Origin of the sequence: Vibrio genomosp. F10 str. 9ZD137 (genome assembly GCF_049974785.1) — a bacterium.
Taxonomy (GTDB): domain Bacteria; phylum Pseudomonadota; class Gammaproteobacteria; order Enterobacterales; family Vibrionaceae; genus Vibrio.
On sequence record NZ_JBNGCJ010000236.1, the window covers coordinates 1 to 15,016 of the forward strand.

11 protein-coding genes are annotated in these 15,016 nt (G+C 41.1%); 9 read left to right on the forward strand and 2 right to left on the reverse strand.

Annotated features, from left to right (window positions below; translation table 11 throughout):
- The 9 genes from ACP45E_RS03480 to ACP45E_RS03520 form a co-directional block, all read left to right on the forward strand.
- On the forward strand, positions 1-4,342 hold a 4,342-nt coding region (locus tag ACP45E_RS03480; protein ID WP_069584701.1), incomplete at its 5' end, for a DUF1998 domain-containing protein.
- A gap of 534 nt (positions 4,343-4,876) precedes the next feature.
- On the forward strand, positions 4,877-5,290 hold the full coding sequence (locus ACP45E_RS03485) for a hypothetical protein (protein ID WP_017037103.1): 414 nt from the start codon (positions 4,877-4,879) through the stop codon (positions 5,288-5,290).
- A 72-nt stretch (positions 5,291-5,362) separates the two neighbouring features.
- A complete protein-coding gene (locus ACP45E_RS03490; protein WP_017034445.1) occupies positions 5,363-5,713 on the forward strand; it encodes a hypothetical protein in 351 nt (116 codons plus the stop codon).
- A gap of 226 nt (positions 5,714-5,939) precedes the next feature.
- Positions 5,940-6,278 carry a hypothetical protein gene (locus tag ACP45E_RS03495; protein ID WP_017037102.1) on the forward strand — a complete coding sequence of 113 codons (339 nt, stop codon included), beginning with the start codon at positions 5,940-5,942 and terminating at the stop codon, positions 6,276-6,278.
- 84 nt (positions 6,279-6,362) lie between these two features.
- Positions 6,363-8,447, forward strand: coding sequence for an McrB family protein (locus tag ACP45E_RS03500; RefSeq protein WP_017037101.1), 2,085 nt, complete (start codon positions 6,363-6,365; stop codon positions 8,445-8,447).
- Positions 8,447-9,739 carry an McrC family protein gene (locus tag ACP45E_RS03505; protein ID WP_017037100.1) on the forward strand — a complete coding sequence of 431 codons (1,293 nt, stop codon included), beginning with the start codon at positions 8,447-8,449 and terminating at the stop codon, positions 9,737-9,739. Before ACP45E_RS03500 ends, ACP45E_RS03505 begins: the two co-directional genes overlap by 1 nt.
- Before the next feature lie 100 nt (positions 9,740-9,839).
- Positions 9,840-10,151 (forward strand): hypothetical protein, encoded by a 312-nt coding sequence (locus ACP45E_RS03510; RefSeq protein WP_017037099.1) that lies wholly within the window; start codon positions 9,840-9,842, stop codon positions 10,149-10,151.
- 15 nt (positions 10,152-10,166) lie between these two features.
- Positions 10,167-10,538 (forward strand): DUF4236 domain-containing protein, encoded by a 372-nt coding sequence (locus tag ACP45E_RS03515; protein ID WP_017037098.1) that lies wholly within the window; start codon positions 10,167-10,169, stop codon positions 10,536-10,538.
- 57 nt (positions 10,539-10,595) lie between these two features.
- Entirely contained in the window at positions 10,596-12,446 is a 1,851-nt protein-coding gene (locus ACP45E_RS03520; RefSeq protein WP_017037097.1) for a metallophosphoesterase, read from the forward strand.
- A 489-nt stretch (positions 12,447-12,935) separates the two neighbouring features.
- On the opposite strand, the gene ACP45E_RS03525 is transcribed toward ACP45E_RS03520, so the two are convergent.
- Together ACP45E_RS03525 and ACP45E_RS03530 are read right to left on the reverse strand one after the other, a co-directional pair.
- Positions 12,936-13,679, reverse strand: coding sequence for a class I SAM-dependent DNA methyltransferase (locus ACP45E_RS03525; RefSeq protein WP_017037096.1), 744 nt, complete (start codon positions 13,677-13,679; stop codon positions 12,936-12,938).
- Between the two features lie 387 nt (positions 13,680-14,066).
- On the reverse strand, positions 14,067-14,849 hold the full coding sequence (locus ACP45E_RS03530; protein WP_017037095.1) for a siderophore-interacting protein: 783 nt from the start codon (positions 14,847-14,849) through the stop codon (positions 14,067-14,069).
- Between the last annotated feature and the right edge of the window lie 167 nt (positions 14,850-15,016).

Here is a 15,016-nt window from a genome sequence, read left to right on the forward strand (position 1 = left end):
ACTACCTGCACGAGGCCGACGTTTGATCACGTTTACCGACAGCAGGCAGGGCACAGCGCGTTTATCGGTTCGTATGCAGCAAGAGGCCGAACGCTCAAAGTTACGTGGTTCTGTGGTAGAGGTATTACGTGAAAGGCAACTTGATCAGCCTGTCAGTAATGACCAACCTGCAGAAGGCGTCACAAGCGAAGATTTACTTGCTCAAGCAGCGACACTTCGCGCAATGGGTATGAATGACCCAGCCGAGTTACTAGAGCTAAAAGCAAAGGCCCTTAGCAGTGGTGGGGCTGCGCTCAAACTCGTGGAAATTCCATGGGATGAAATGGTCACCGAATTAGCCAAAATGAGTGATTTCAATGGCGCGATGTTCCAGTACAACCAGTATCTTTCTCCTGAAATCTTTAAGACATTTGACGGCAGTACCAAACTTGCCGATATGCTGCTTTTTAGAGAGTTTTCTCGTCGCCCTAAAAGACAAAATAACTCAGAGACTCAGGGCATGGTTAAAGTCAATTATTTTGGTCTTGATAAGATCAAAAGCAGTCCGGCACATTGGGAAGACTACGGCTACACGCTAGAAGATTGGTTAGATTTTGTGAAAGTGTCACTCGATTTCTTTGTACGAGAAAATAACTACTTGCGACTCGAAGAAGGTGGCTGGCTTAAATGGGTGGGGAGCCGTTTTGCCTCGAAAGCGCTGCGTAACCCTGATTCTGATGAAGCCAATGAAGGCCGTGTGAAAAAATGGCCGCAGATCCGCAGTGCTAATCATAATCGGTTGGTTAAACTGCTCACCGCGACTTCGACGATTGATGCAAGCTCATCAAAGGGTAGAGACATCATTAACGCATGGCTCACCGCTGTATGGCGTGACTTAACCATTAATGCTCGTATTTTGTCAGCGGATAACAACCGATTTGCTCTGGATCGTAAAAAATTCACCTTCTCGTTCATCGATAAAGTGTTTGTTTGCCCCGTTACCAACAAGTTAATCGACACGACGTTCAAAGGCATCTCTCCATACTTGCCTCGTAAAGTCGAAGACATTAGTCAGTACCAATGTATTGAGGTTGATTTTCCCTGTGTGTGGGAAGTCGATGCTAAGCAATTCGATTTCCAAAAAGGCTTAAAACATATTCGTAGTACTATAGCGGATGACCCAAAGGTTCAGTATTTACGTGAACACAATTTGTGGACGGATATTAATGACCGAGCAATAGAAGGCGGGCTGTATTATCGAACCGCTGAACACTCGGCGCAGCAAAGTGCCGATCGCCTGAATGAGTACGAAAAGTTATTTAAATTAGGGAAGATTAACGTTCTAAACTGTTCGACCACAATGGAGATGGGGGTTGATATCGGCGGTATTAGTGCGGTCGTGATGAATAACGTACCACCCCATCCTGCAAACTATTTGCAACGAGCAGGGCGTGCAGGCCGAAGCAAGGAGTCACGAGCAATTTCTTACACTTTGTGTAAAGGAAATCCACATGACCAACAAGTGTTTCAGCAACCAGATTGGCCGTTTGTCACGCAAATTCCAGCACCATATGTGGCGTTTAACTCTCAGCGATTGATACAGCGTCATGTCAATTCATTATTACTGTCTCTGTTTTTGAAAACTCAAATAGGCTCAACGACTAAGGAGACAACATCGTTGAATTTGGAGTGGTTCTACTTACCACAAGGAAGTTCTATCTGTGATGCGCTGTTAACTTGGCTAGAGAGCGATGGAGCTTTGTTTGATAGTGACGTATCGGCTTTGATTAGAGGGACTGGGCTTGCGGGAACTCAACCTAGCATTTTACGATCTAATGCCGCTGAGGTTATCAAGAAGCTAAGAGAAACATGGTTTGTTGATTACAACTATATTACGAGTGAGTTGAAGGGCATTGATAGTGATATCCCTTACGCTTATCGCCTAAATATTGAAAAAGTTAGACTAGGGCAAGAGTACTTATTAAGAGAGCTTGCTTCAAAAGCATTTCTACCAGGTTACGGTTTCCCAACGGATGTGGTGAACTTTGATAATAATAATATTGAAGACTTCATTCGAGAAAAGCAGAGAAAAGAGAAAAAAGGCAATGAGCGTGAGGATAACGTTTCTCGATTTAGAGGTTTACCAAGTCGTAACCTAGCTGTTGCGATTCGTGAATACTCCCCAGGTTCAGAAATTGTATTAGATGGACGCGTGTTCCGCTCTGGAGGCGTGACGCTGCATTGGCATAATGCCTCTGATTCGGGTGTCAATGAAGCGCAAAAATTTGACATGGCGTGGCGTTGTGATGCTTGTGGTCAAACGGGTTATGAAGAGACGGTGTCAGCCTCTTCTTTAGATATGAAGTGTACGAACTCTTTGTGTGGCGCACCGATAAAAGGTAAGCACATTAGGCAGGTATTACAGCCAACAGGTTTTGCAACAGACTTTTATCATGGGCCTTCAAATGATATTTCGATGCAAAAATACATCCCAGTTGAAGATGCATGGGTATCGACTGGCGACGCCAATCATATCGATCTACCTAATAGCGCAATGGGATATATGACCTCCACCGCTGATGGTACTGTGTTCAACCATTCATCGGGAGAGCATGGCAAGGGGTATGCTCTTTGTATGGCGTGTGGGCGCGCTGAATCTCTCACTAAAAATGGTGATTATCCGAAGCTACTCAACCCTAGCGAGCCTCATCGACCTCTAAAAGTAGTGAAAAAAGATAAGAAAGGGGATGGGAATGTAAGCTGTGATGGCTCTACGACGATAATGAAAGGTATTCATCTTGGGTGTCATTCAAAAACGGACGTCTTCGAGCTTGTGTTAACGCACCCTGAAAGAAATGAGTATATTGATGATACTACCGAAGGACGAGTAATTGCGACGACGTTAGCAATCTCTCTTCGCTCTGCATTGGCTAATCAGTTAGGGATTTCAACTTCGGAAATAGGTTATGCGATTAGGCCGGCCATTATTGAAGGAAGTACCTCAGCGCTTGTCATACAGCTGTATGATTCGATATCAGGTGGAGCAGGCTTTTCTAGCTCAGCTAATCAATATATTCAGGCGATTCTGAATAAAATGGTCGAAGGGTTAAATTGTGATCACTGTGAAAGTGGTTGTAGTGACTGCCTTTTAGAGTCTGATACCCGTTATGACATCGACAATATAGATACACAGTTAGCTAGAGATTGGTTAGGCACCGATTTCACTCTGCACAATGAAGTGCCAGAAGCGTTAAGACCTTTTGTAGGGGCGGTTTATCAACCCACGTCGGTATCAGCTGCAATCAGAAACCAAATCAACCATGGTGCAAATGGTCTAACAGTATGGCTAAGTGAAGATGAATCGGAGTGGGATCTTACACATCCTAATTTCAAACGTTCGATCATTACCTATCTAACTTCAGATGAATTAAATGTAACGATAGTTATTCCTAATGAAGACATTGCAGAGGAAACGAAAGAAGACTTGTGGACGTTACAAACGCTTGGTGCTCGAATTGCTATTGGCAAACGAACTAAGCCCCAAATTGTTGCTCAATTGAACAATGGTGAAAATATAGTGACTATCGCAAGTTCAGAAAGCGGAAATTCTGAGCCAGGTCAGCAATGGCATACTGCGAATGGCATTGTGGTTTTGACTAAACAAGAGCCATTAGAAACAAGTGAAACGTTTAAAGTCGTACTAGAGTCCACTTCTGTTGGCGTAGCATCGAATTTAGCCGATACGATTGAAATTGTAAGCCAATTCAATGGCAAGCTGAGTTCATTTGGCGCTGCCTTTTGGAAGGGAATCCTAGGTAGTAATTCTGACCTAGGAAACTTCTTATCTAATGAAGAGATAGTGGCAGTTAAATATAGCGACCGTTATATTCAAAGCCCTTCATCAATGTTGATGATTACTCAACTGTTAGGGTTTATTTGCCAAGGAACAAAATCAATCACGTCACTGGTCATTGAGACGCTCTATCATGAAAAGCAAACGATGGGAAATTACCTGCACCATGACTGGCAAGATAAAGATGAGTTTATTGAAGCTTACGAAAAGTGGATCGAACATAAAGTCTCTATAAAGCCTAAGGTTACCTGCCATGACAAGCGTTCTGATATCGCTCATAGACGATTGCTAACGCTGGAATTAGAATCAGGTAAAGAGCTGGTATTTAAGCTTGATCAAGGTGTTGGCTATTGGCAATTACGTGAAGAAAACTCAAAGTTCTCTACCGTTAAACATAATTTCCATTCTGATGTAGTTCCTCAGCTGGCAGCACTCGATTCTTTAGAAAAGACGTTGATTGTTAAAAACAGCGAATCTTGGTCTACCGATGTAACTTATCAAATTAGATAAGTTCACTCTTTAGTGCGCATACCAACCTGGTGCGCACTTCTTCGTCAGTTCATTAATAATTCATTAATCAAACGTCTGATGTTCCGTTATATGATGAGCTTAAGCCAATCGTAGCCATTTATCGAATTTCGTACGTCTTTATCACAAGCTTATAAACCTCATATCAGTTTCTTTCGAGTTTATTATCGCCTCACTAACGAAGCCCTATTAGATATGTACTGAAAGGAATATCTAGTTTGGAATAAACCATATTCCTAGAGAACCAGGAATAGGAATGGCAATATTCCCTGAGCGGATTGCTTGGTTCCTATTCATTCAAGGTGTGTATCTACCTGCGTGGGTGAGAGTCTAATTGTCGAGCGCTAGATAATCCAAACGGGCTCTAGTAATAAATTCTGCCTATGGAGTTATAGGGGATGCTAATTGAACAGGGATGTAGGAAATAAAGTATTAATTCGGGGTTAGATAACCAATAAGAGTTAGGAGCTCTTGAACAATGAGTACGGACACTCTTGATTATTAAAGAGAACTAATATGAAAAAGCTGTTAATAGCTGGGCTAATTTCCTTTACATCTATTACTGCCTTTGCATCAGATTGGGACAATTTAACGCCCAGAGAGCAAGCGGATGTCGCACGTGAAGTAACACTACAATTGTCATCACTTAACGGTATGAAGATTGATGAGATAACAACTGTAGGGGCAGTATTTATGGCCAGCAATACCATTCACTATAAGATGGTTATTGATAAGGACTATTACGGTAACACTATTGAACAAATCAAGACCTTTGTCCCTGAGATGTACGCAATTGATCTAAAGAATGCTTGCACTAACCCGGATGTGCTAAAAGGACTGACTTTTGGTATGGCTACCAAGTACACATACTCAACAGTTCAAGGAGAGTTTCTTGGGCAATACAGCTTTACCATCGCCAACTGTAAATAATCAGATAATTTAAACTCACTGTTTTAACAAGCCTGTCACATTCAATGTGAAATTAAGTAAGAGAAAAACATAATGAAAATATTAGACCTTAAAATTAATCGTCTTGCCCACCTTGGCCTACGTTTTGTAGATGGATTTATAGTAGCTTTTGGCTCGCTTTACATAATGAATGAAATGCAGGGACAAGTATTATCTATCGTTGTTATGGGTGCTGCGATGAGTGCTTTCTCTGGTTTGAATGTCCTATGGAGATGTAATTCTATTAACGGGGAACGTAACGTTTCTACCATGCTATTTGGGGCGATTGTATCATCTATAACATTCTACGCCTTGTGGTATGGACACGAAGCACTAAATGGCATGGTCATGCTTTTTAATGTTCTGTTTGGTTTGTACCTATTGTTCGCACCAGCTAAGAAGTAACGTCACTAGGCCCTGTTGATCTTTCGAGATGATTTTTGCAGTAGTTTGTGGGTTCTTTGTACAAGGCAGAGGTTATGATATGTAGCTAGCCTACATGATCTACCATGACAAATGTGCACATAATGACGAACTAGACTTTTATTTTAGTGAAACTGCTAGAGCATATAAAAAAGCAGTTAATTAGAGTCATTTTCATAGCTCAAAAATTTTACAAAAGAGATTCAATATGAACACCATTAAATCGATTTGGAAAGATTCAACGATCACCCGTACAACCTACAACCTGTTTACCTTGTTTAGCCTAATATTACTTGCTGTCGCGTTTATATCACTCGTTATTGTTAATAAGGATATCTTGCTTCTATGGCTTCCAGTGGGTATTGCTGTAACCGTTCTTAGCATTATGGCTATGTGGAAACGATCTAGAGATATCACTGAGAACACGGGCATGGGCGTAGTGATTTTTGTTATTGTTATTGCTTTAAATAGCTTTACAGGTGTTGTTGGTACTCTGATTTTGATGTGTATTCCGTCTCACTCAAAGACATTAGTGAGTGATATCTAAACACTAATCGAAATATGTGTTAGAAATCTAGAGTTGAGACTTCTTTAAATACAACTAACAACGAATTAGAAAAGAAAGTTATATATGCCAAATACTGAAATTGATATTGAAGAACTAAAAGCTAGCCAAGCAACATGGAATGAATTCTTAGAAGCTTGGCCATTTGAACGAGTGAAAACAATGACCCTTGAGGAATATAGCAACCCAGGGGGCAATAATTCGTTTAGTTATTGGATTGAATTTGGCACAACAAACTTGGGCTCAATTAAAGGTGGAGACTCTAGTAAATTCGGTATTTATCGCCGAAAAAACGAACCAAAAGGTGAGCGCAGTCATATCATCCATGGAGGGGAATATAGCTGGAAAAAGAACCTTGGGAATAGTGAAGAGGAGGTGTTTCAGCGTATTAAATCTCAGCTAATTGAGGTAATAGTAGCTGTAAAGTCTGGCGACCTCGATGTTATACAGCAGTCACCGCTACCTAATACGATCAAATGGAAGACAGCGTTTTTATATCAAGACCAAAGTGCACCTAGTGTGCTTGCTATCTTTAAGGAAGCAGTTTTCCAGCGGGCATGTAGAAGCTCAACAGTTACGGTAGCTCAAGCAAATCGCGAATTAATGTCCAAAAAGCCTGACAACGTTGATGCTGCAAGTTATAGCTATCATGTGTGGTATTCAAATCAACCGCCGAAAAATGAAATTATTGAGCAATTAAAAGAGCATTTAACATTGGATATTCTTGAAGGAATGAACAATGAGAAGCTTGAGCTCCTTCATAAGTTAACTGAACTTGCTAACGAGTTGTCACTTGATATCTACCCAACAGCAAAGAGTGATCAACTTAAAATTGGCCGTCAAGAGAAGCCGATTCAAGACAAAGCGACTGCCTCTTTCGCCATTATCAACTTCTCAAAGAGAAATATTAAAATTGCTATTGGTGAGCGAAGAGAAAATCTCACACTAGCGTTGATGGAAGACTTAGAGCAAATGATGTCTGAGTTCTCAGAGGATAATCCAACTGAACGACTTGGTTATTGGCCATCTGATTATGGGCAAGAGGAACTATCTTTGAAAACAGAAAGCGGAGAGGTTGAACGCATGGATAGCATAGCAAATGAGCTTTTATTGCCAATGAATCAAATTCTTTATGGGCCACCTGGAACGGGTAAAACTTATCATTTACAACAGATAGAAAAAACATATATCAGCGATACTCCTCACGACGAGCCGTTGAATAGACGTTATAGCATGACAACGTTCCATCAGAGTTATGGTTATGAAGAGTTTATTGAGGGGATAAAGGCTGAGACAGATGAGAACGGTAACATTAGTTATTCTGTTTCTCCTGGGGTATTCCTTAAGCTATGCCAACGTGCCGAAAAAGACCCTAACCACCGATATGCAATTTTTATTGATGAAATTAATCGAGGAAATATCTCTAAAATCTTTGGTGAACTTATTTCACTAATTGAGCTTGATAAGCGCTCAGGCTGTGACAATGCAATGTCTATTAAGCTGACTTATAGCGGAAAAGAATTTAGTGTACCTGCCAACGTTGACATTATCGGTACTATGAACACAGCTGACCGTTCGTTAGCGATGATGGACACAGCATTACGCCGTCGTTTTGATTTTGTTGAAATGATGCCAAAACCGGAGTTACTTGAAGGCTGCGATGTGAAAGGCATCAATCTAGAGCGACTTTTGATTGTTTTAAACCAGCGTATCGAAATACTTTACGATCGTGAGCACATGCTTGGGCATGCTTTCTTTATGCCAGTAAAGAAAACACTTGAAGAGCAGGGCGAAGAGCAGGCATTTGAAGCCCTAGAATTAGTATTTAAAAACAAGATTATCCCACTACTAGAAGAGTACTTTTTTGAAGATTGGGAGAAAATTCGTTTAGTGTTGGCCGATAATCAGAAAACCAATCAACCAGACTTACAGTTTGTCAAAAGAGTGGAGCTAAAAAATACGGATCTGAATAGCCTGTTTGGTAGCAACCATCAATTAGATCAATACGGGCAAACTCAAGTCCGTTATACACTTGCGAAGCCAGAAGCAGCAATATGGAGTACACCTAACTCGTACTTAGGTGTATACAGCGCAGGTGAAACCGATACTCACACCCAAGTAAACGATAGCGACGCGGTAAGTAATCAATAATGCATGCAACTGTTTTTGAATATGGCTACTTGTGTGCGGAAGTGGAGGGAGAGGCATATGGTTTTACCCTTATCTCACAACAGAGCTTTTGCTACTTGGAGCAGCTTTGTCTTGGCACTAAATCGAGAGAGACAGCGCAGCTTTTACAGCTTCGTGTTCGTAACGGATTAAAAGTACTTCAAGTCAAGAGTTATGTAGGTGTATTACGTACTCCGAGCGGTGAGCAAATTGAGATACTACCTAAGGTAGGTCGGCGTTCGGAAACCATTGAAAAGGGAGTGGATGAATCGCGTGAAATATTGCTAGCAATGTTAAAACGCTTGGGTGATTTTCGATTTATATCGCCTTCTAACTCAAGCGTTCAGTCACGCAAAATGCCCCTGTTCGATGTTTTTGTCGCTCAGTTTTTATCGGCAGTCAATGATCTCGTTAAACGTGGATTAAAAAGTGACTATGTATCAGTTCAAGATAACCTAGCGTACCAGAAGGGTAAGTTGTTAGTCTCTAAGCAATTACGTCATAACGTTGTTAATAAGCACAAGTTTTATGTTGAGTATGATGAGTTTTTACAAGACCGGCCCGCGAATCGGCTTATTCGAACAGCCCTCCGAAAACTCAGCTCTCTAACCTTAGCGGCGCAAAATCAACGTTTATTGAGAGAGCTAGAGTTTACTTTTGCAGATGTTCCTTTTAGTACCTCAATAAAGCAGGATTTTATGCGTATTAAAGTGGACCGGGGTATGAGCTATTATCAAGCTCCTTTAGCATGGTCCAAGATCATTCTAGATGGTCTTTCTCCATTAAGTATGAAAGGTGATTCGGAGGCGTTGTCACTGCTTTTTCCTATGGAAGCGGTGTTTGAGAGTTACGTCGCCTCTGTGCTTCGTGATTCACTTCCAGATGGGTTTGAATTATCAACGCAAGCAAGATCTGAGTACCTAGTTTCACACAACAAGCGCTCCCAGTTCATGTTAAAGCCAGATCTCATTTTCACTAAGCCGGACAAAGTTCAAATCGTGCTTGATACCAAGTGGAAGTTGGTCGATGTGAACGCACACAATTATGGGTTATCTCAGTCTGATTTTTACCAGATGTTTGCATATGGTCATAAATACCTACCAAAAGAGGGGGGCGATTTAATCCTCATTTACCCAGCTCATGATGAGTTTGAAAAACCGGTTGAGCATAGCTTTGACTTTAGTGAGTCGTTAAAGTTGTGGGTTGTGCCATTTAAAATTGATGTATATGGAAAATGCAGGGTTATCTGGCCTGAGTCATTGTCCCCTTGTTGATTAGAATTCTTAAGCTTACGAAATCATTACAAAGCTGTAGCTAGGATACCATTTGGATCTAAGTGTTCTATAAATTTGATTATTTTCCTAGGAGTAAGCGATGAGTAATAAAAAGAGTGCCAACAAAGCTATTCTCAAGCGTTATGAAGAGACTATTGATCCAATTAATCAGCTTCATGTACAGCTATTCCCTGAAGAGTATGACTTTCACTACGACAGTAATGTAGAAATTAAGCAACGCGAAAAAGGTATTAACCCGATGAGTGAAGAATACCAAAAGGAAGTGAATCTTCGCCGTAAGTCTATGGGCGTAGAACCGTACATGGGTTGTGTGGGTGTGGGTGAAGTAGAAGGCCTAATCTCAAGTCAGCAGTATTGCCGAAACAAGCTTCAAAAATCAGTAGATAACTAAAAAGAGAAGAGATATATGTCATTTCGTTTTTTTCGCTCGTTTGGTGGCAGATGGCTGCGCTTCAACATTTCAAAACGAGGAGTGTCGTGTACCTTAGGTAAAAAAGGGTTAGCAACGGCAACATTGAATAGCAGAGGTCAAATTACAAAGAACATCAATACGCCTGTTCAAGGGCTTAGCTATCGAAAAACAACTTCACTTTCTAACGGTAAAACCTCACGCTCAAGCAAAGGACTAACTGATAAGCAATCGGCTAAATGTGATGCTCGTCCTTTTGGTACTTATAAGTATAACCGGCGAGAATTAGAAGCTTTGCACTTACAAGCAATCCAGAGAATCGCTAGATTAGAGGCTCAATTGGAAACTAACGAGCACTCATCTTTATAGCCTCCACCTAAACCTATAAGAACCGTCCCTTGTAAACTCGATTTGGAAGCACCAACAATGGCACTAATTGAACCAAAACACATCGACCTAATATTTACAGATCTAAAGCAGTATGGATTACGTGGCAATTCGGCCTTATGGCAGCTAATAAAGGAAGAGATAAGTGAGGTAGAGATAAATCTAACGAGCGACGGTCTTTTTACTTGGGTACATAACTTTACTAAGAAGCATGTAGTGGCTTCTTTGAGGTCAGAGTTTGAAGATAGGCGTATCAATTCACTTAATGAATACGTGATAGGAGTATATGGATATACAGGGAAACTAGAAGCATTACATGGCTTATATAATTTTGATGGTGGTTGCCGTAACAACAAAATTATGGAGCTAAGTTGGTTAGACGAGTTTGTAGAGACTCTTCTCACTAATGGTGATGTGGAACATGATATTCATGTAGAGGCTTTTAATCATGGTGGCATGTCCGGCGGCGGGTTTAATTTAGAATGCTGGAAATTGAGTATGTTGCCAACAATTAAAGATCGCTGCCGCCAAATAGAAGAAGGTTTAGAATTTCGCCATAGGAATGAAATAGACGAATTGTTGTTTATTGGGGATGTCCACGGGCAAGTCAATAAGCTCGATGAATTGCTCTCTCATTACGGTTGGGATGATGAGTCTGCGAAGCTGGTGTTTGTAGGTGATCTCATTGATAACTCGTTAGAGAGTGATGCTGACCATCGTTCACTTCTTAATAAAGTAAAAAAGTGGGTGGATGAAAAGAAAGCGTTTTGCCTTCTTGGTAATCATGAGTTCAATGCGATTGGATGGGCTTTACAAAAGGACGATGGTAGCTATTGTCGTGACCGCACTAAGACTGGCAACATCAAACAACACCAACTGTTTATTAAACAAGTTGGTGAAGACAGCGCTGAACATGAGAAATGGATTGAGTGGTTTAAAACGTTACCATTGTTCTTAAACTTTGGTGATATGGCGACTATTCATGCTTGCTGGCATAGTGAATCTATTCAGCGATTGCGCCCTTATCTAAACGTTGATAATTCGTTAAAAGAAGAGCATTGGTCTGATGCGTTCAATCGTGAACATGAGTTATACCAACTTATTGAAGTTTTGTTAAAAGGGCCAGAAGTAACGCTACCAGAGGGAAGTTCATTTTTAGATAAGAATGGTATTGAACGTAACCAGGTTCGTGTAGCTTGGTGGAAGAATTCCTACTCAGTAGGTAATTATCAAGATCTTGCCGTCGTATCGAAAGCGCAGAGAGAGTGCATACCGGCAGTTGCGCTAGCAAATGATTCTATGAAGTATAATCAGGCTCCACTAGTACCTGTTGTTATCGGTCACTACACATTAGAGCCAACACAGTTTCCTCAGACTTTAAGTGACAAAGTCGTTTGTGTAGATTTCAATGCCGCTAAGAACGGATACCCATTGGTTGGCCTTCCTACGTGGAGTGACTTCTCTGAAAATATTCAAGAAAATACAGACTTCTGCTTTGTTGGTGAACCAGCTCCAAGCAACTTAGTTAGCCGAGGAATCATGAATATGCTGAATGATAAGGTCAATAGCTTGCCTAAACGCATTCAGAACAGTGAATTTGAAACGTATGTATCTAAGGTACTGTTAGAAGAGTGGGATCCAATTGGAGTTCATGAACCAGATTATTTTGATAAAGATTTATCTGATGAGTACAGCGGCTATGAAGAAAGTGTCACTCGATTTGCACAGGCGGGTGATATCGAGTTAACGGCTGCATACCTAAAACTTACTGAACAGAATGTCACTGGTCTTGAAAGAGACGATGCTGATTACCGCTGCGCTAAAGTCGCATACAAGTTAATCGCTGAGTGGAGCAGTATGAAAGAGAAAGAAGATGACTTTTTGTTTTAAGGTGAATCTCAGTTTTGAACAAGTGATACTGATTATTTGAGTGTATACTTCGTTCGTCATAGTGCTGCATTTTCAAATTTAGAGCGTTTTCTGCTCTAAATTAAAGGTTGGAAATGCAGCATTAATGCAACATCAAAACTCAGAAAATTTGTCGAATCTACAATTTCTTGTCTTTTTTGTTCGAATTTAGCTGCCAAAAAATGCGACCATAATTCGGTGAAAAATGTGCTTAAATGGCGTTATTTAGTAGGCGGGAAATAGCTATATCTCTAGTAACAGCTATCTCTTGAGTAAATAGTAAGCACAAGTAAACGTCTAACAAATTGTTCAAGAATGGTTCCCGACGTTTGGCATTTTCGGTGTGAATTGGCTTAAGTGGCTCTGGTACAATGGTTCAGTGTAGGGAGTAGGCACTGCTCACTGATTAATTTACGTTTTGTGGCTGTATCATGCAAGGTGCGCTAATCATTGAATGATACAAACCAGGGTTTAAATCTTCACACAGGCTAAAATAGCGTTTCCAGAGACCTCATCCCAAGGTACTATTTTCTCATAATCATGCTCGAAGATATGGACTTCGAAGTAAGGTTCAAGAATTTTTATCAACTCATCAAAACTGAAAGCAACCATTGAATGCTCGTCATTCCATATTTGGGTTTCTTCAGTGGTTGCTTTTTCAATACTGAGCTTTAGCGACTGCTTATCACCATGACCGCAGTAATTCCAGCCAGATCGGAACGTGAATACATTGTTTTCTTGTTTCGCTGAGTGCTTTACAAATGAGTTATTGTCGATTTTGTTTTTGTCCACCACGTTAAAGCAGAAAATCCCACCAGACTTTAACGAGCGATGTACGCTTGTGATGCATTCTCTTAATTTTCCAATCCCATCGCTGTAGTGGATGGAATATAAGAAACAGGTAATTAAATCCAGTGGTTCAACTACATTGAATGCACTCATGTCTTGCAAAGAAAATTGCGCCTCAGGACAGCGAACTGTTGCTATATCAAGCATCGGTTGATTAATATCAAGACCACTACTTTGATAGCCGAAATCAATAAAATGACGGACATGTGGACCAGTTCCACAGGCCAAATCAAGGTGTGTGTTGCCATCGTTACCAAAAAGTTGGTGTAGCCTGCGAATGCAGTTGCTTTGAGCTTGGTAGTTGATGTCTGCACACATTAAATCGTAATAGCCTGAAAGGTCGGTATATAGGGCGTTGTCGGACATGTTATCCTGGTGGCATGAGCTGAAATATTTTGGGTGGCGCATTGTATACTTACTATTACGAAGCAGATATGACTATCTGCAGCCGTGATTAATATAGCAAACGCACCAAGCAAACGGCCAATGCCTAGCATTTTTGCTTATATTTACATAAGTGTAGTGATGGGGATCTACTTTTTAAAGGAAAAGTAACACATGGCTCGCGGTGTCGGCGTCGTTTTTATTATTGCGGGCTGTTACATGGCGATGCGAGTCAGTGGGATACACTATTACCGGTAATATCACACATAACTATCACAACACGTCAAACAAGAAAAACGTCCTTAACGATCGTGATGTCGTTAAGATCGCTTTCTATTTATCTAGAAAAAGATGTATGTAGTAACAGGCTTAACTTGCTAAAGCTTGAGCATCCTGTTGTTTCAACACCTTGTGACCATCTTCTGTGACCCCACGCTTCCAGTAACTGCTGATGTAGATGCTCTCTTTGGCTACTTCCTTCTCGTTTCGGAAGTACTGTCTTAGCTCGCGCATGCTTTCAAATTCACATGCAGTCCACACTGAAACCTGACCGTTTAACCATTCTGTGTTGCGAACGGTTTGTGACAGGGATTCTGAGGTATCTTCTTCAACTAGCCAAGTGACTTTGATGCCTTTGGGTGCTTCAAGTTGTTGCTTGTCTGCTGCTGAGTTGATCTGAATGACAGCGTGACCCATTGATGTTTCTGGAAGCGTTTTCAGTTTTGCAGAAAGCGCAGGTAGGGACGTCATGTCTGCAACTAAGAAGAACCAGTCTGACTCTAAGTTAAGCCCCTGAATTAAACCTGGGCCAGCCACTGAAACTGTGTCACCCACTCTTGCGTTCATCGCCCATCTTGCAGCGAAGCCACATTGCAGATCTGTAGTTATGTGGCGTACGAAATCAACTTCAATCCACTTTTCTACTGGGTTGTATTGACGAATGGTGTAAGTGCGCATGGTTGGGCGCTCACCGTCATTCAGTTGGCTTAAGTCAGTCGTGCCTAGTGGCGAGAACAAAAGCTTGATGTAGCCGCCAGCACACTCTGTTGGGTACTTACTTAATCCTTCGCCACTAAGCGTTATACGCTGCATATTCGGTGTAATTGTTGAGGTTTGAGTAACGGTTAATGTGATAGGGCTAGGCTTGCTCATATAAGGCTCTCTTAGACTTTGATTTCCACATCATAGTCCTGAATCACAGCGCAATCAATGCTAATGGTTATCATTTACCTTTATTTACACAGATGCAACGTGACTTGAATGCTTTCGTCTATATTAGGGCGTGTTGATCTTTTGAGCTGATTTTTGCAGCAACTTGA